The following is a 17,122-nucleotide window of genomic DNA, read 5'->3' on the forward strand; positions in this document are numbered from 1 at the left end:
CGCCCCCCGACGCCGGTCCATTCCGTGGGCGCCAGGAGGGGACCCCTGACGCGGTATCTTGCGGCCTTTCACCAGCCGCAATCAGATCAGCCCGTGATCGGGACCGCTTCCCAGCCATTCAACAACAGGCAAACGGCCCGATCAACCCTTTGTTGGGCAGGCTCAAGACGCCTGACCGTCCACACCCGGACGCTTCTCCACCACTTCGTCGATCAGACCGAAGGATTTCGCCTCGTCCGGCGACATGAACTTGTCGCGTTCCATGGCGTTTTCGATGGTGTCGAGCGTCTGGCCGGTGTGCTTGACGTAGATGTCGTTCAGACGCGAGCGCAGCTTCAGGATTTCCTGGGCCTGGATCTCGATGTCCGAGGCCTGGCCCTGGGCGCCGCCCGACGGCTGATGGATCATGATGCGGCTGTTGGGCAGCGAGAAACGCTTGCCCGGCGCGCCAGCGGCCAGCAGCAGCGACCCCATCGACGCGGCTTGCCCCATGCACACGGTGGACACCTGCGGACGGATGTACTGCATGGTGTCGTAGATGGCGAGGCCCGCCGAGACGTAGCCGCCCGGCGAATTGATGTAGAGCGCGATGTCCTTCGTCGGGTTTTCCGATTCAAGGAACAAGAGCTGGGAGCAGATCAGGCTGGCGACGGTGTCGTTCACGCCGCCGACCAGGAAGATGATCCGCTCCTTCAGCAAGCGCGAATAGATGTCATACGCGCGTTCGCCCCGGTTGGTCTGTTCGATGACCATCGGGACCAGAGCATTCATCTTCGGCTCGAAGTCGTACATATGTTCTTCCCTGCCCCGGCGGTTGACTGGACCGGCTTTGCATCCGGCACGAAACCACATATAGGTGCGGTTGGGGGCGGTGGGTAGTCCGCCCCCAATCCTTTTGGCAGTTTACGCCGCCTCGGCGTCCTCGTCCTCATCCTTGGTCAGCTCGTCGACCGACACGGTCTTCTCGCTCACCTTGGCCAGTTCGAGGATGTGGTCGACGACCTTGTCCTCGAAAATCGGCGCGCGGAGATTTTCCAGCGCCTGCTGGTTCTGCTTGAAGAACTCGAACACCTGACGCTCTTGACCGGGGAAGCGGCGGGCTTCGTTGATCAGGGCGCGGTTCACTTCGTCCTGCGTGACCTGGATGTTGTTGCGGCGGCCCACTTCGGACAGCAGCAGACCCAGACGCACGCGGCGCTCGGCGATGGCGCGGTATTCGCTCTTCAGATCGTCTTCCGATTTGGCGGCGTCTTCGCCGGCCGTGCCGTTCTTCAGCTCTTCCTGAAGACGCGCCCAGATGCCCTCGAACTCGATGTCGACCATGCCGGCCGGCACCTCGAACGAGTAGGCGTCGGCCAGCTTGTCGAGCAGCTGGCGCTTCACGCGCAGACGCGACAGGTTGGCGTATTCGCCCTTGATGCGGTCGCGCACGGCGTCGCGCATCTTCTCCAGGCTCTCCATGCCGAACTCCTTGGCGAGGTCGTCGTTGACCTCGGCCGGGACGTTCTTGCGGAGTTCCTTGACGTCCACCTCGAACACCGTGGCGGCGCCCTTCAGGCGCTCGTGCGGGTAATCCTCGGGGAAGGTCACGTTGACGGTGCGATGCTCACCGGCCTTGACGCCGACCAACTGCTCCTCAAAGCCCGGCACGAAGCGACCGGCGCCGAGTTCCAGCGGGTAGTCCTTGCCGTCCATGCCCGGCAGAGCCTCGCCGTCCACCGAACCGGCGAAGTCGATGAGGGCGATGTCGCCGTTCTCGGCGCCGCGCTCTTCCGTCACCGGAACCTGGGTCGAATGGGCGCCGGCCAGCTTGGCCAGGGCCTCTTCCACCGACTCGTCGCTCACTTCGGCGACCGGCTTGTCCAGCTCGATGGCGCCGAAATCGCCCGGCTCGACGTCGGGAAGCAGTTCGACGGCCATCTTGTAGGTCAGATCGCCGTTCTCTTCATACTTCTCGACTTCGATCTTCGGCTGCAAGGCGACGCGCAGGCCGCGCTCGCTCAGCGCCTGACGCGAGCTGTCGGAGATGGCCTCTTCCAGCACCTCGGACAGCACGCCGCCGTGGTAACGCTGCTTGATGACGGTGACGGGCACCTTGCCGGGACGGAAGCCCGGCAGTTGGACCGTGCGGCGCAGCTCTTCGAGCTTGCGGTTCACCTTCTCTTCGATGTCCTTGGCGGAGATGACGACCTGAAAGTCGCGCTTGAGGCCGTCGGTGCTGGTCTCGGTGATGTTCATCGGAACGAAAGCCTATCTCGTTGTTCCGGCCCGGCGGCGCCCGTCCGGGCGGCCCGAAACCGTGTTTTCCATGCGGTCCGTGTCTTTGCCATGGTGCGGGCGAAGGGACTTGAACCCATACGACCGAAGTCACTGGAACCTAAATCCAGCGCGTCTACCAATTCCGCCACGCCCGCGTTTTCATGGCAAAAGGCAGCCGCGACGGGTGCCGCACACCCGCCGGACCACCGGCGAAGTTGGGTCTATAGCACAGCGTGTCCGTTGCAAACAGGCAAAATGGGGCATCCGTCATCGGGGCAAACCCACGCGCGCCGGAAGGCGGCCTTCGTCCCTTGGTTTGCCCCGCAAACGGACCACAGACGCGGCGTGGCCCCCGCCCCGCCAGCGCATGATTCGCGCGTGCTGTCGGCCAAACCCAACCAGCGTCAGGACGGGAGCCGCCGCAAACCGCCTTTGTCGTCGCGCGCGAGCATTCATTGGGGCGCCGTCACCACCCCCCTCGTCCTCACCCCTTCAAGGCGCGCAGGACGCCGCACAGCGCGCCCGGCAAATCCTCGGAGATCAGGCCCGGCCCCACCAGCTTGGCCGCTTCGCCATGCATCCAGACGGCGGCGCAGGCCGCCTCGAACGAGTCCATCCCCTGGGCGATCAGCCCGAGAACCACGCCCGCCAACACGTCGCCCGATCCGGCGGTCGCCAAATCCGGCGGGGCGTTGATGTTGACGACGGCCCTGCCATCGGGCGCGGCCACCACCGTGTCGGCTCCTTTCAACAGGACCACCGCGCCGGAGCGCGACGCCGCCGCGCGGGTCCGTGACAGCTTGTCGCTGTCCAGGCCAACCGACGCGCCGAACAGCCGGGTGAACTCCCCCTCATGCGGGGTCAGCACGCAACGGCTGTTCAAGCGATCCAGCAGATCGTCGGGCGAATCGGCGAAGCTGGTCAGCGCGTCGGCGTCGAGCACGCAGGCCTTGCCCGCCGCCAGAGCCGCCAACACCTGCGCGCGGGTCTCCGCCCCCACTCCGGCGCCCGGCCCCAGCAACACGGCGTTTTTGCGCGCGTCGCCTAAAATTTGGGCAAACTCATCGGCGCTTCGCAGCGGCTCGACGATCACGCTGGGCGATCCAGCGGCGTAAATCGGAAAGACATCCGCCGGGCACGCCACCGTGACCAACCCGGCGCCAGCCCGCAGCGCGGCGACCGAGGCCAACCGCGCCGCGCCGGTCATCCGCCCGCCGCCCAAAACCACCGCATGACCGCGCGCGTATTTGTGCCCATCCAAACGCGGCCAAGGAAAATGGCGACGCCACAAGGCCGGACTGTTGACCAGCGTTTGCGGAGCAAGGCCGTCGAGCACACGGTCGGGAATGCCGATGTCGGCCACCACCACCTCGCCGCACAGGCTGCGGCCCGGCAACAGCACATGCCCCGGCTTGCGGCGGAAAAAGGTGACGGTCAGCGCCGCCTGCGGGGCCACGCCCAGCACGCGGCCACTGTCGCCGTGCAGACCGCTGGGCATGTCCACCGCCACCACGGTGCGGCCCGCCATCGCCTCGACGATGGTTTTGGCGACTCCGTCGAGCGGGCGCGACAGCCCCGCGCCGAACAGCGCGTCGATCACCAGCGGGTTGCCTTTGAGAATGTAGGGGTCGGCGGCCTCGATCGGTCCCGGCCAGCGATCCGCCGCAAGCGCCGCGTCGCCGCGCAAGGCCGACCGCGTGCCCAACAGCGCCAGCCGCACCGGCCAACCCGCCTCCAACAGCAAGCGGGCGATGACGAATCCGTCGCCGCCATTGTTGCCCGGCCCGCACAAAACGGCGGTCGGGTGCGGCGCCCAGCGAGCGCACACGGCGCGGACCACGGCGGCCCCCGCCGCCTCCATCAACACCACCCCCGGCACGCCGGACGCGATGGTCTGGGCGTCGGCCCGGTGCATCTCCGCGACGGACAGAAGCTCGTCCATCACCCCTCCTTAGGTTCACGGCGGTTGCGCGCTGGGGATTAGGCGCTCTGACAACACCAGAAAACACAAAAGCCCGCAAACGGCATGACTGCCGTGCGGGCGCTGTGTCAACATTCCACGAGGGAATTTGGGGCGATGGACGGGACTCGAACCCGCGACCACTCGGACCACAACCGAGAGCTCTACCAACTGAGCTACCACCGCCGTCGTTGGGAGCGCTTATTTGCCTCAACGAAATCGTCGGGTCAAGCGGATTCTTGGGCGTGGCGAAAAAACTTCGCCAACCACCGCCAACACCCTCCTTCCGCAAGGCTCCGTGCCCCTGCCCTGCGGATTGCTTGCGCTGTTTGCACAATTAATGTTCACTAAGCCGCATTATTCGGCAGAATGCTGCCCGAACCGATGGCACAAGGCCGTCACAGAGCCAAGCTTGACGCCATTTGAACGGAGGACGTGTTTCTGGCACGCTCCATGCTTATCGACGTTGTGTCGGCAGTGCCGTGGACGGTGCCTGCCGACGTTGGCACCTCGTACACGAGAGACCCATGAAGAAGATCGAAGCCATCATCAAGCCGTTCAAACTCGACGAGGTGAAGGAAGCCCTTCACGAAGTCGGGATCAAGGGCATCACCGTCACCGAAGCCAAGGGCTTTGGCCGCCAAAAGGGACACACCGAGCTGTACCGTGGCGCGGAGTATGTCGTTGACTTCCTGCCCAAGGTGAAGATCGAAGTGGTGATGGAAGACACTCTGGTCGAACGGGCGATCGAGGCGATTCAGCAGGCCGCGCACACCGGCCGGATCGGCGACGGCAAGATCTTCGTCACGCCCGTGGAAGAAGTGGTCCGCATCCGGACCGGCGAAAAGGGAGCCGACGCGATCTGATCGCGTCCGTCCCCGTCCAACCCCAATCAACAGCCGTCGCCAACATGCGCCTTTCCTCCATGCACGCCTCATCCGAACGCGCCACTCTCTCCGCCGAACCGCCGATGGCGTTCGTCGTGGGGCTGCGACTTTTTCGGCTGACGCGTTGTGCGGGCGGGAAAGGCGTGACATAACGTCCGCCGCGAGCCTCGTCGCCCGCCGTCGCGACCCGATGGTGGTTTGACGCAGCGGGATCCAAACCTCTTAAGCGTGGAAAAAGAGATATGTCCGACATCAGCAAGGTCTTCGACCTGATCAAGGAACACGACGTCAAGTACGTGGACCTCCGCTTCACCGACCCGCGCGGCAAGCTGCACCACACCGCCCAGCACGTCTCGACGATCGACGAGGACGTGTTCGAGGACGGCATCATGTTCGACGGTTCGTCGATCGCCGGTTGGAAGGGCATCGAAGAGTCGGACATGATCCTTCAGCTCGACCCGACGACGGCCGTCATGGATCCGTTCGCCGCTCAGCCGACGCTGAACATCCTCTGCGACGTGTTCGACCCGGCCACCGGCCAGGCTTACGAGCGTTGCCCGCGCGGCATCGCCAAGGCCGCCGAGCGCTACACCGCCTCGGCCGGCATCGGCGACACCGTGTTCTTCGGCCCGGAAGCCGAGTTCTTCGTGTTCGACGACGTCAAATACTCCGTCGAGATGAACAAGGTGTCCTACGAGTTCGCCTCGGACGAAGGCTCCTACGCTTCGGGCAAGGATTACGAGGACGGCAACCTGGGCCACCGCCCGGGCACCAAGGGCGGTTATTTCCCGGTCGCCCCGGTGGACAGCGCCAACGACCTGCGCGCCGAGATGCTGAGCGTCTTGGCCGAAATGGGCGTTCCGGTCGAAAAGCACCACCACGAAGTGGCCGCCGCGCAGCATGAGTTGGGCATCAAGTTCGACACGCTGGTCCGCACCGGCGACAACATGCAGTACTACAAGTACGTCGTGCACAACGTCGCCCACGCCTATGGCAAGTCGGCGACCTTCATGCCGAAGCCGGTGTTCGGCGACAATGGTTCGGGCATGCACTGCCACCAGTCGATCTGGAAGGACGGCCAGCCGCTGTTCGCCGGCAACCAGTACGCCGACCTGTCGGAACTGGCGCTGTACTACATCGGCGGCATCATCAAGCACGCCAAGTCGCTGAACGCCTTCACCAACCCGTCGACCAACAGCTACAAGCGTCTGGTCCCGGGCTATGAAGCCCCCGTGCTGCTGGCCTATTCGGCCCGCAACCGTTCGGCCTCTTGCCGCATCCCGTATGTCGCTTCGCCGAAGGGCAAGCGCGTCGAGGTTCGCTTCCCGGATCCGTCGGCCAACCCGTATCTGGCCTTCGCCGCGATGCTGATGGCCGGTCTGGACGGCATCCAGAACAAGATCCACCCCGGCGACGCGATGGACAAGAACCTGTACGATCTTCCCAAGGAAGAGCTGGCCAAGGTTCCGACCGTCTGCGGCTCGCTCCGTGAAGCGCTCACCGCGCTGCGCGAAGACAACGAGTATCTGCGCAAGGGCGACGTCTTCTCGGCCGACATGATCGACGGCTACATCGACCTCCGCACGGAAGAGATGATGGCGTTCGAGACCATGCCGCACCCGATCGAGTACAAGATGTACTACTCGGTCTGATGCACACTGTTGATCCCCTTGAGAGTCGTTAGATTTTTGCTCCGAATTCGGCGCAAAGACACTCAAGGACGATCAACAGCCGCATTTTGGGATGTCCGCATTTTGGGATGTCCAACGTGGAAACGGGTCGGCTTGCCGACCCGTTTTTCGTTTGTTTGCAGACTGACGCCTTCTGCGCGTCCGTGGATCGGGGACGGATTCCGGCGCGCTGGTCGTGACGCCATCATCAGCCGGTTCCGCCGCCCGCGCGCGTCACCGTTGGCTGTCGGCCTCGGCGGCGGCCAAGACCAAGCGGGTCAAGGCGGGCAAGGATTTCGATCCGGTTTTTCGCATGATCGCGGCCCGGTGATTCTCCACGGTGCGTTGGCTGATGCCCAAATCGGCCGCGATGTTTTTGCTGGGATGACCGGCCAGAACCAGGTCCATGATCTGGCGTTGGCGTTGGGTGAGGCCGGTCAGGTGGGTGGCGGCGCTTTCCCGCCAGGCGTGGAGCGTGTTGGATTCGCACGCCTGGTCGACCGCGCGCTGGACGATGACGAGCAGTTGCGCGCCATCGATCGGCTTTTCAATGAAGTCCCAGGCCCCCGCCTTCATCGCGTCCACGGCCATCGTCACATCGCCGTTGCCGGTTATCATGATGACCGGCAAACGGTCGCCGTCCTCGTGCAAACGGCGCAGCAGGGCAAGGCCGCTCATCCCCGGCAGACAGGCGTCGATCAGCAGACAGGCCCCCTGCCCCGGACTGTGGACGGCGAGAAACTCTTCGCCGGAGGGATAGGCTTCGACGATCCGGCCCCAATCCTCCAGCAGACCGCGCAGCGCGTCGCGCACCAGATGGTCGTCGTCGATGACAATGATGGCGGCGGACGCGTCGCCAACACGGAGAAGCTCCATCGGGCTTGGATCAACCGGAGGTAGAGACTGAGGCGACACCGCCACCACCGCCACACAGACAGCGTCGCCATCCAAGCGCCCGCCATCCAAGCGCCCATCGCCCGTCGCCGGGTCGCCTGCGAACAGCGCGTGCAGCCGGGCGGACAGCGCGCTCACCGATTGATCCAACAGGATCATCAGCGTCGCCGCGTCCGTCCCCGCAACGGCCTTGACCAACAGGGGTTGGAGCAGCGCCAAACTCTGCAACGGTTGCCGAAGGTCGTGGTCGGCGACGGCGAGCCGCCGCGCCGTGTCCCGATTGACCTGCTCCCCCCGCTCCAGAATTTGGGTCGCGGCGGTCAAGTCCCGGCGCGCCTCCGCCAGTTCCTGTTCCAGAACAGCGACCCGCGCGCTGTCTTGGGGAATGACCGTGACGTCCGCCGCCGTCGGCGATCCTGTCCGCAATCGGGTCCGCGCCGTGCCGATCATCGTCGTCTTCTTTTCTGGAGCGCGTCATCAGAGGTTATCGGGGATGACGATATCACGCCCATCCCGCGCGCCCCCCTCAGACAAGGGGCCGATGGCCTATGACCGCCGGTTCAACGCGCGGGACGGTGGAACAAAGCGGATCGACCGCCGTTTCGACCGCCACCGTCTGGGGAATCGGCCCTCCCTTGTGGCCGGAACTGCGCCGCCTGGCGCCAAACCACCGCGCGCGAGGCGTGATCCGGCGCACGGCTATGGCTTATTGCCGAGCCTCCTCAATCCGATAGGGATAGGAATCCCCCCATGCCGCGCCCATAATGATTTTTAAAGTCTTGCAAACGAAACGCTTTTGGAATCAAACGCCTGACCTGCGAGCGTTGCGGGATGACGAGGAGCGCGCCATGGTCAAGCCCGGTGAATTCCAGCCCGACAAGCAACCGGCGGCGACGCCGGTCGCCTCCGCCAAGCCTTTGGCGGTGGTCGGCGTCGGCGCGTCGGCGGGCGGGCTGAAGGCGCTCACCAGCCTGTTGAGCGCGGCGGAGGAGGCCAGCGGCCTCGCCTTCGTCGTGATTCAGCACCGGACGCCGAACAACGAGAAGCTGCTGGTCGATCTGCTCGCCAAATCCACCCGCCTGCCGGTTCGCACGGCGGACGACGCTGTCCTGTTGGAGCCGGATCATGTCTACATCGCCCCGGCTGGCCTGCTCTCGACCCTGGAGACTGGTCGGTTGCGCATCGAAAAGCCCGCCATGCCGAGCGAGGCCGCGCTGCCCATCGACCTGTTTTTCCGAAGTCTGGCGACCGATCAACAGGAAAAGGCCATCGGCGTCGTGCTGTCGGGAACCGGGGCCGACGGAACCAACGGCCTGCGCTCGATCAAGGAAAGCGGCGGTCTGGTGGTGGTCCAGGACCCCGCGACCGCCGAGTTCGACGGCATGCCGACCAGCGCCATCGCCACCGGCATGGCCGATTACGTCCTGGCGCCAGAGCGGATTCCCGGCGCCCTGATCGCCTTCGCCCGCCAACCCTATCTTCGCGGCGTGGTGGAGACGGAGGAGAACGGCGACGACGGCGAAACCAACGATCCCGCCCTGGACGGCATCCTCAGCCTGCTGGGCGCCCACACCAACCGCGATCACCACGCCTACAAAACTCGGACGCTGGTTCGCCGCATCGAACGGCGGATGGGGATCCGCCAGATCGCCGACATGGCGGCCTACCGCGCCTTCCTGGACAGCAACCCCGCCGAAATCGAGAATCTGTCCCGCGACATCCTCATCAGCGTCACCCGCTTTTTCCGCGACCCCCCGGCGTTCGAGCTTCTCGCGCAGGAGGTTCTCGCCCCGCTGGTCCGCGACCGGCAGGGCGCGCAGCCAATCCGCGCCTGGGTTCCCGCCTGCGCCACGGGGGAGGAGGCCTATTCCATCGCCATGCTGCTGATGGAGGCCTGCGCCCAGGCTGGCAAGCCCAGCGACATCCGGGTGTTCGGCAGCGACGTGGACAGCCGGGCGTTGACCGCCGCCCGCAACGGCCTGTACCCCGACAGCATTTCCGCCGACGTTTCCGCCGCGCGGCTGGATCGCTTTTTCACCAAGACGGACACCGGCTATCGGGTCGCCAAGCCCTTGCGGGACGCCGTGACCTTCGCCCAGCATGACCTGCTCAAGGATCCGCCCTTCTCCAATCTGGATCTGGTCAGTTGCCGCAACGTGCTGATCTACATCGAGCCGGACGCGCAGAAACGGATCTTCGGCCTGTTCCATTTTGGCCTTGCCCCGGACGGCTGCCTGTTTCTCGGCACCGCCGAGGCGGTGGACCCCCGATCCGATCAATTCGCCCCGCTGTCCAAGAAATGGCGGCTTTACCGCAAGATCGGCGCGGAACGCGGCGGCGGGCGCGCGCAAGCGCCGTCGGCGTCCACCACCATGGCCTCGGCCACGACCGCCGCCACGACCGAGGCGGGGGTGGCGACGCGGGTCAACCGCCCGTCAGAAATCCTGCGGCAGGCCCTGCTGCTGGAATACGCCCCGGCGGCGGTCCTGATCGACCAGCGGAGCCGCATTCAATATCTCTTTGGCCCGACCAGCGATTTTCTCGACCTGCCGACCGGCGAACCGCCGTGGGATCTGACGGCGATGACCCGTGGCGATCTGCGCGCGAAGCTGCGCGGCGGCGTCGCCCAAGCCGTCGCCTCCCACAGCCGGGTGCGGATCGCCGGGGTGCGCCACAAGCGGCACGGCGCGTCCGTGTTCGTGACGATCACCGTCATCCCCGTCCGCTTTCTCAAGGCCGGAAGTGATCTTTTGCTGGTGACGTTCACCAACGACGAAGCGGCCGGCGCCGTTCCGGCCGTTGTCCCGGCGGCCATTGACAGCGCCACCGCCGAACAGATCGACTATGAGCTGCGCGTCACCCGCCAGGAACTGCACGACACGCTGGAAGAGCTTGGAACCGCCAACGAAGCCTTGCGCGTCGCCCAGGAAGAAAACCTGTCGATCAGCGAAGAGTATCAATCCACCAACGAGGAGCTGGAAACCTCGAAGGAAGAGCTGCAATCGCTGAACGAGGAGCTGAACACGCTGAACAGCCAGCTCCACGAAAAGGTCGATGAGCTGGAGGTGTCGACCAACGATCTGACCAACCTGTTGAGCAGCACCAACATCGCCACCGTTTTCCTGTCGCCCGACCTGCGGATCAAACGCTTCACGCCGACGGCGACCCGGCTGTTCACCGTTTTGCCGCAATACATCGGGCGGCCCATCACCGACCTGTCCCGCCGCTTCACCGATCCGGGTCTGGTGGTGGACATCCAATCGGTCCTCGCCTCCCTGACCGCCTCGGAACGGGAGGTGACGGTTGACGGAATTGACCTGGACGTCACCTTCCTGCGCCGCATCCAACCCTACCGAACCCAGGATGGCCGGGTGGAGGGGGTCGTCATCACCTTCAGCGACGTCACCCCGCTGAAGCGCACCAGCACCGCCATGGCCTTGCAAGCCCGGCAAAACAAGCTGATCGCCGATCTTGGCCGCAAGGCCTTGGCCGGAGACGGCGGGCCGGACGCGCTGGCGGAGGCGGCGCGGCTGATCGCCGAGGGGCTGAACGCCGACAGCGTCCTCATCCTTGGCGCGGCGAACGGCGCCACGCGCGGCCCACGCCGCGACGCGCCGGATCAAAATGGACCGGATCAGGATCGCCCGGATCGCGATGCTCAAAGCCGAGCGGCGGACGGCTTGACGCCGCTCGGCGGTTTCCGCTCGCCCGCCTTTTCCAACGACGCCCGAACCTTGGCGGAGCGGGTCTTGCTGACCGCCCAGCCGGTCATCGTCGGCGACATCGCCGCCGACCCAGAGATGGGCGCGCCCTCGCCGGGACGCCGCGCGGTCAGCGGCCTTGGCGTCGCCTTTGGCGGCGACGGCGCGCCCCCCTCCATCCTGCTGGCCTTCAGCCAAACCGCCGATCATTTCGCCGCCAGCGACCTCGCCTTCGTTCAGGCCATCACCGGCGTGCTGGGCCTCGCCATGGAGCGGGCCGACACGCTGGCGCTGTTGCGCGCGGATCGTGATTTCGCCAAGGCCATCGTCAACACCGTGCGCGAACCGTTGCTGGTGCTGGACGAAAGCCTGCGCGTGGTCGAGGCCAGCGCCGCCTTCTACCAAGCCTTCGCCACCACCCCGGCGACCACCCTGGGCCATGCGCTGGACGAGGCCGCCGACGGCCTGTTCGCCGTCCCCGCCCTGCGCGGCGCGCTGCACAGCGTCATCCCCAACGACGCGGCCATCGACGCGTTGGAAATCACCGTCGGCCAGGACGTCGGCGCGCCCCGCCGGTTGTTGCTGAACGCCCGCCAGATGAATCAGGCGGGCCGCCTGATCCTGCTGGCCATGGAGGACATCACCCAGAAAACCCGCGTCCGTGAGAAACTGGCCGCCGCCAAGCTGGTGGTCGAACAGGCCAGCGCCAGCAAAACCCGCTTTCTGGCCGCCGCCAGCCATGATTTGCGCCAGCCGGTCCAGGCCCTGGTCATGTTCCAGTATCTGCTTGGCCTGCAACCGCTTGACGCCGCGTCGGGCAAACTCCTGTCCAACATGGGCAACGCGCTGGGCGCGCTGACCGCCATGCTGGACGACATTCTGGACGTGTCGCGCCTGGACGCGGGAATCATCGAGGTGACGCCCCAGCCCTTCCTGATCGACGGCATGATCGCCGCCCTGTGCGCCGAAATCGCGCCGCTGGCGACGGCGGCGGGGTTGGCGCTGCGGTGGGTTCCGACACGGTTGGCGGCGCGCAGCGACCCGAAACTGCTGGTGCGCATTTTGCGGAACTTCATCGTCAACGCGGTCAAGCACACCGACCAGGGCCGCATTCTGGTCGGCTGTCGGCGGAGGGGGCGGACCGTTCGCATTCAGGTGTGGGACACCGGCCCCGGCATCGCCAAGGATCAATTGACCGCCATCTTCGAAGAGTTTCATCAGGTCGGCAATCTGGAGCGCGACCGTCGCCAGGGGCTGGGGCTGGGGTTGGCCATCGTCGATCGGCTCGCCAAGCTGCTCGGTCATCCGATTCATGTCCGCTCGACCCTGGGCAAAGGCTCCCTCTTCGAGATTCTCGTTCCCTTGGCCCCCGACGGCGCCGCCATTCCAACCGACGAGGAACCGCCGCCGCTCGTCGGGGGCGAGGGGGAACGCGTGCTGGTCATCGACGACGACCCGACCGTTCTGGACGGCGTCACCGGGCTTCTCACCGAACAAGGCTATGAGGTCGTCACCGCGACCGACGGCGACGCCGCGCTGAACAAGCTGGACGACCGTCCGCCGCGCCTGGTCCTGGCCGATTTCCGCCTGAAAGGGGAGGAAACCGGATCGGAAGCCATCCGCCGCTTGGGGCAACGCTTCGGCGTCGCGCTGCCCGGCATTCTCCTGACCGGCGACACCTCCCCCACCCGCATCCGGGAGGCGAGCGACAGCGGGTTCCGGCTGCTCCACAAACCGCTCGGCCCCCAGGCCCTGCTGTCCGCCATGCGCGACGTCCTGACCGCAAGCCGGATCGACGCCGACAACGAACCCGGATACCGCCAAGAACCGTGACAGACACGGCGGCGCATGGTTTGAGTAGTTTCCGGTCCTGCCCGGCTCCCTGGAACCGCGATTACTGTTCTGGCAGGCTCCGGGCGACAGGACCGCGCGTCTCCGCGCGCGCGACGTCCTGCGATCCCGAGCGATCTCCTTGTTTCGACACAGGAATGACGCCATGGACACCACAAGCACCGCCATCGCCGTGTTCGCCAACCACGAGGACGCGGAAAAGGCCGTGAAGAAACTGGCCGAGGCCGGTTTCGACATGAAGCAGTTGAGCGTCGTCGGCCAGGGCTACCACACCGAGGAAAAAGTTGTCGGATTCTACAACATCGGCGACCGGATCAAATTCTGGGGATCGCGCGGCCTGTTCTGGGGCGCCCTGTGGGGGCTGTTTTTTGCCGGCGTGTTCGTCACCACCCCGGTGGTCGGCCCGGTCGTCGTGCTGGGCTATCTGACCGCGTCGGTGATTTCCATGATCGAAAGCGCGGCGTTGGTCGGCGGCGTCAGCGCGCTGGGCGCGGCGCTCTACAGCCTGGGCGTGCCCAAGGACAGCGTCATCGACTATGACACGGCTTTGAAGGCCGATGGCTTTCTGGTGATGGCGCATGGCGAGGCGGACGAGATCACGCGCGCCAAAATTGTGCTTGAAACGGTCAACCCGACCCGGCTCGACCTGCACACGATGGGAACGCCGACGGTCACGGCGCCGATGGCCGAAGCCACCTCGTGACGGCGGACAGGCTGATCGCGCCGCCGACCCCGTCCGATTTTTGGGAGACGTCCATCATGCGCCCGACTCACAACACCTTGTCCGAAAACATTCGGACGCAATCCGTCGCGCTTTTGAACAAGCATCTGGCCGCAGCGGTCGATCTGCACGGGCAGGTCAAACAGGCCCATTGGAACGTGCGGGGGCCGGGCTTCATCGCCCTCCATCAACTGTTCGACAGCGTGGCGGAACAGGTGGAGGCCTATTCCGATCTGATCGCCGAGCGGGCGGGCGGGTTGGGCGGAACCGCCCACGGCACGGTCCAGGTCGCGGCGAGCGATTCCTTTCTGGCGCCCTACACGCTGGGCCTCGCCGACGAGCGTGAGCATGTGTTCGCGGTGTCGGCGACGCTGGCGGCGTTCGGCCAATCGGCGCGCGGCGCGATCACGGAATCGTCGGCCTTTGGCGACGCCGACACGGCGGATCTCTTCACGCAAATCTCACGCGGAATCGACCAGCAACTGTGGTTCGTCGAATCCCATGCGGTGCATTCATGATCGGCTTCCTGCCGTCGCGGGGGCGGATGCCGCGCATCGCCGGACGCTTCAACACCCTGTCGGGAAGCTCGCCGTCCAGCGAGCGCGCGGCGGCGCGGGTCAAGGCGCTGCGGCGTTCGCCGACGGAGCAAACCGCCCCGCTTGACGATGGGGTCAGTGACGGCGGCGGCGACGACGAGCCGCGCTGAACCGCTCACCACCGGAGCCAAGAAGGGAGCGGCGGATGGAGGATCCCTACGTGATCCTGGGCGTGGCGCGCGACGCCAGCCAGGACGACATCCGGCGCGCCTATCTTGCGCTCGCCAAGGCCCACCACCCGGATCTCAACCCCGGCGACGCGAAGGCCGAAGAACGTTTCAAAGCGGTGGCGGCGGCCAACGGCCTGCTGTCCGACGCCGAAAAGCGCGGACGGTTCGACCGGGGCGAGATCGACCCCTCCGGGCAAGAACGGCCCACCCGCCCCTCCTACCGCGACCACGCCGAAACGGCCCGAGGACGCCGCTACAGCCACGCTGGCGACCCGGCGGGCTTCGACGATGGCGAGGGAATGGGCGGGGGCTGGAGCGCCGAGGATTTCAGCGGGCTGTTCGGATCGATCTTCAACACAGACCGCCAAAAGGCCGGACGATCCGGCCAACGGCGCGGGCGCGACGAGCGTTACGCGCTGGAGATCGCCTTTCTTGAGGCGGTGAACGGCGCCACCCGGCGGCTGACCCTGCCCGACGGTCGCACATTGGACGTTCGGATCGCGCCGGGAACCGACGATGGAGCCGTGCTGCGGCTGCGCGGCCAGGGCGGCGAAGGACGCGACGGCGGCGGGGCGGGCGACGCGTTGATCGCCGTCACCGTCGCCCCTCATCCTTTTTTCACCCGCGACGGTCAGACCATCCGGCTGGATGTGCCGGTGACGCTGCGCGAAGCGGCGCTCGGCGCGTCGATTTCAGTTCCGACGCCGGGCGGCCCCGTGCGCATGCGGGTTCCGCCCCATTCCGACAACGGCGCCGAATTCCGCCTGCGCGGGCGCGGCGTGCCCGCCACCGGCGGCGACGGCGCGGAGGGCGTGGCGGGGGATCTCTTCGCGACCCTGCGCCTGACGCTGGGGACGGAGCCGGACGCGGCGCTCGACGCCTTTCTGCGCGACTGGACCCCGGAGCGTCCCGCCAACCCACGGCGCATGATGGAGGAACCGGCATGATCGCCATCGACCTGCTGATCGCGGAGAGTCCAGGGCTGCGCCGCCAGGATCTCGAATCCTGGCTGTCCAACCGCTGGGTGCGCGCCGACGGCCCACCCAGCCGACCGATGTTCCAGGACATCGACGTCGCCCGCATCCGCCTGATCCGCGAGTTGCGCGACGACATGGCGGTCAATGACGAGGCCTTGCCCATCATCCTGTCCCTGCTGGACCAGCTCTATGATTTGCGCCGCCTGCTGCGCGAGCATGACCGTGATCGCAGCCAGAACCAGGGCCAGGGCGCGCGCTGACGCGCCCCGCTGACCATCCCGCTCCGACTCATTGGCGAGGAAGGCGTCGAACATCAGCAGCAGCCACAGCGCCGCCGCATGGTCGTTGCGCCCGGACACAGGCTGCCGCACCAGTTCACGCAGCGTGTCCGGGTTGAACAGGCCGCTGTCGAGCAGCCGGTCGCCCTGCGCCGCGCGTTCGTTGCCCGCTTGACTTGACCGGACGTCCCCCTCAGGCTGCGGTCCCATTCGACACAGGAACGGCGACGCGCGAATCATGGCCCCTCTCGGCTCCTTCATCATCGTCACCGGGGGCGATTCCCGCTATTGCCCGCTGATCCGCGAGCTGGTCGCTTCGCTGCGCGCCCTGAAACCGGCGGCGGAATGCCCGATTGGGATCATCGACGCCGGTCTGACCGAGGAGCAGAAAGAGGAGCTGTCCGCGCAGGGTTTGGCCGTGGTCACGCCGCCCTGGCCGGTGGAAGTTCCGGCGCATCGGCTGCGCAACCGCATCCATCTGAAAGCCAATCTGGCCAAGCTGCATCTGCCGACCTATTTCCCCGGCTATGAGACGGTGATCTGGATCGACGCCGACGCCTGGGTGCAGGATTGGGCGGCGGTCGATCTGCTGCGGCGAGGCGCGGCGCTCGACCGTTTCGCCATCGTCGCCCAGTTCGGGCGTTTCTCGGAAACCGAATTGCGGCTGGATTGGCTGTTCGGGCGCTTCGCCCGAGTCCGCTCCATCCTGTTCAAAAACGCCTCCCGCGCCGGGCTGAGCACGGCGGAGAGCCGGACGCTCGCCACCCGCCCGACCCTGAACGCCGGGGCCTACGCGCTGAAGGCCAACGCCCCGCATTGGGAGGCGTTTCAGCGCTGGCAGGTGCGGGTTCTGAAAAAGGGGCGTCTCTTCACCTCCGACCAGCTCGCCATGGCGGGGGCGATCTATTTGGACGGGCTGCCGGTCGAGCTGTTGCCGGAATGGTGCAACTACATCGGCCCCTGGCGCTTCGATCCCGAAAAGCGCGAGTTGGTCGAATATTACCTGCCCAACCGTCGTTTGGGCATCGTCCACATGGCGGGGGAGGACGCGATGCGCGCCGATCCGTCGGTGCTGCGCCCGGTGCTGGACATGGCCGACCGCCCCCATCAACTCAGCCTGCGCTATCCGGCTTGGGCGGACGCCGCGCCGTAACGGCG

At 66.2% G+C, this 17,122-nt stretch carries 13 protein-coding genes and 2 tRNA genes; 9 read left to right on the top strand and 6 right to left on the bottom strand.

The features are described 5' to 3' along the window. Nucleotides 1-162: 162 nt before the first annotated feature. The 5 genes from clpP to D3877_RS05430 form a co-directional block, all read right to left on the bottom strand. Nucleotides 163-792, bottom strand: a complete 630-nt coding sequence (clpP, locus tag D3877_RS05410; RefSeq protein ID WP_119829691.1) for an ATP-dependent Clp endopeptidase proteolytic subunit ClpP — start codon at nt 790-792, stop codon at nt 163-165. 111 nt (nt 793-903) lie between these two features. Beyond that, nucleotides 904-2,238, bottom strand: coding sequence for a trigger factor (tig, locus tag D3877_RS05415; RefSeq protein ID WP_119829692.1), 1,335 nt, complete (start codon nt 2,236-2,238; stop codon nt 904-906). Nucleotides 2,239-2,329: 91 nt separating this feature from the next. Continuing rightward, nucleotides 2,330-2,414, bottom strand: a tRNA-Leu gene (locus D3877_RS05420). Between the two features lie 329 nt (nt 2,415-2,743). After that, the gene (locus tag D3877_RS05425; protein ID WP_119829693.1) at nt 2,744-4,201 is read right to left on the bottom strand and encodes an NAD(P)H-hydrate dehydratase; all 1,458 of its coding nucleotides are present in this window, start codon (nt 4,199-4,201) and stop codon (nt 2,744-2,746) included. A gap of 128 nt (nt 4,202-4,329) precedes the next feature. Next, nucleotides 4,330-4,405: transfer RNA gene (locus D3877_RS05430), tRNA-His, on the bottom strand. A 341-nt stretch (nt 4,406-4,746) separates the two neighbouring features. On the opposite strand from D3877_RS05430, the gene D3877_RS05435 reads away from it, so the two are divergent. Together D3877_RS05435 and glnA are read left to right on the top strand one after the other, a co-directional pair. Next, nucleotides 4,747-5,085: a P-II family nitrogen regulator gene (locus tag D3877_RS05435; protein ID WP_119829694.1), complete on the top strand. Its 339-nt coding sequence runs from the start codon at nt 4,747-4,749 to the stop codon at nt 5,083-5,085. 263 nt (nt 5,086-5,348) lie between these two features. After that, nucleotides 5,349-6,758 carry a type I glutamate--ammonia ligase gene (gene glnA / locus D3877_RS05440; RefSeq protein ID WP_119829695.1) on the top strand — a complete coding sequence of 470 codons (1,410 nt, stop codon included), beginning with the start codon at nt 5,349-5,351 and terminating at the stop codon, nt 6,756-6,758. Nucleotides 6,759-7,010: 252 nt separating this feature from the next. Here glnA and D3877_RS05445 read toward each other — a convergent pair whose 3' ends face one another. Continuing rightward, entirely contained in the window at nt 7,011-8,120 is a 1,110-nt protein-coding gene (locus D3877_RS05445) for a response regulator transcription factor (protein WP_119829696.1), read from the bottom strand. A gap of 398 nt (nt 8,121-8,518) precedes the next feature. Here D3877_RS05445 and D3877_RS05450 point away from each other — a divergent pair, with 398 nt between their 5' ends. From D3877_RS05450 to D3877_RS05480, 7 genes are all read left to right on the top strand, one after another. Continuing rightward, entirely contained in the window at nt 8,519-13,204 is a 4,686-nt protein-coding gene (locus D3877_RS05450) for a chemotaxis protein CheB (RefSeq protein WP_119830801.1), read from the top strand. Nucleotides 13,205-13,367: 163 nt separating this feature from the next. After that, on the top strand, nt 13,368-13,925 hold the full coding sequence (locus D3877_RS05455; protein WP_119829697.1) for a general stress protein: 558 nt from the start codon (nt 13,368-13,370) through the stop codon (nt 13,923-13,925). 56 nt (nt 13,926-13,981) lie between these two features. Continuing rightward, nucleotides 13,982-14,461, top strand: a complete 480-nt coding sequence (dps, locus tag D3877_RS05460) for a DNA starvation/stationary phase protection protein Dps (protein ID WP_119830802.1) — start codon at nt 13,982-13,984, stop codon at nt 14,459-14,461. Continuing rightward, nucleotides 14,458-14,649 (top strand): hypothetical protein, encoded by a 192-nt coding sequence (locus tag D3877_RS05465; RefSeq protein WP_119829698.1) that lies wholly within the window; start codon nt 14,458-14,460, stop codon nt 14,647-14,649. The genes dps and D3877_RS05465 overlap by 4 nt, the downstream gene beginning before the upstream one ends. A 35-nt stretch (nt 14,650-14,684) precedes the next feature. Then, on the top strand, nt 14,685-15,656 hold the full coding sequence (locus D3877_RS05470; protein ID WP_119829699.1) for a DnaJ C-terminal domain-containing protein: 972 nt from the start codon (nt 14,685-14,687) through the stop codon (nt 15,654-15,656). Beyond that, the gene (locus D3877_RS05475) at nt 15,653-15,946 is read left to right on the top strand and encodes a chaperone modulator CbpM (protein ID WP_119829700.1); all 294 of its coding nucleotides are present in this window, start codon (nt 15,653-15,655) and stop codon (nt 15,944-15,946) included. The genes D3877_RS05470 and D3877_RS05475 overlap by 4 nt, the downstream gene beginning before the upstream one ends. 256 nt (nt 15,947-16,202) lie before the next feature. Beyond that, a complete protein-coding gene (locus D3877_RS05480; RefSeq protein ID WP_119829701.1) occupies nt 16,203-17,117 on the top strand; it encodes a glycosyltransferase in 915 nt (304 codons plus the stop codon). Nucleotides 17,118-17,122: the final 5 nt, after the last annotated feature.

The sequence above is a fragment of the Azospirillum cavernae genome (assembly GCF_003590795.1).
Lineage (GTDB): Bacteria > Pseudomonadota > Alphaproteobacteria > Azospirillales > Azospirillaceae > Azospirillum > Azospirillum cavernae.

Bases quoted from the DNA above. Each gene is read 5' to 3' on its own strand.
- glnA (WP_119829695.1), top strand. From the start codon at position 5,349: ATGTCCGACATCAGCAAGGTCTTCGACCTGATCAAGGAACACGACGTC.
- D3877_RS05445 (WP_119829696.1), bottom strand. From the start codon at position 8,120: ATGATCGGCACGGCGCGGACCCGATTGCGGACAGGATCGCCGACGGCG.
- D3877_RS05470 (WP_119829699.1), top strand. From the start codon at position 14,685: ATGGAGGATCCCTACGTGATCCTGGGCGTGGCGCGCGACGCCAGCCAG.
- tig (WP_119829692.1), bottom strand. From the start codon at position 2,238: ATGAACATCACCGAGACCAGCACCGACGGCCTCAAGCGCGACTTTCAG.
- D3877_RS05465 (WP_119829698.1), top strand. From the start codon at position 14,458: ATGATCGGCTTCCTGCCGTCGCGGGGGCGGATGCCGCGCATCGCCGGA.
- dps (WP_119830802.1), top strand. From the start codon at position 13,982: ATGCGCCCGACTCACAACACCTTGTCCGAAAACATTCGGACGCAATCC.
- D3877_RS05425 (WP_119829693.1), bottom strand. From the start codon at position 4,201: ATGGACGAGCTTCTGTCCGTCGCGGAGATGCACCGGGCCGACGCCCAG.
- D3877_RS05455 (WP_119829697.1), top strand. From the start codon at position 13,368: ATGGACACCACAAGCACCGCCATCGCCGTGTTCGCCAACCACGAGGAC.
- D3877_RS05475 (WP_119829700.1), top strand. From the start codon at position 15,653: ATGATCGCCATCGACCTGCTGATCGCGGAGAGTCCAGGGCTGCGCCGC.
- D3877_RS05480 (WP_119829701.1), top strand. From the start codon at position 16,203: ATGGCCCCTCTCGGCTCCTTCATCATCGTCACCGGGGGCGATTCCCGC.
- D3877_RS05450 (WP_119830801.1), top strand. From the start codon at position 8,519: ATGGTCAAGCCCGGTGAATTCCAGCCCGACAAGCAACCGGCGGCGACG.
- clpP (WP_119829691.1), bottom strand. From the start codon at position 792: ATGTACGACTTCGAGCCGAAGATGAATGCTCTGGTCCCGATGGTCATC.
- D3877_RS05435 (WP_119829694.1), top strand. From the start codon at position 4,747: ATGAAGAAGATCGAAGCCATCATCAAGCCGTTCAAACTCGACGAGGTG.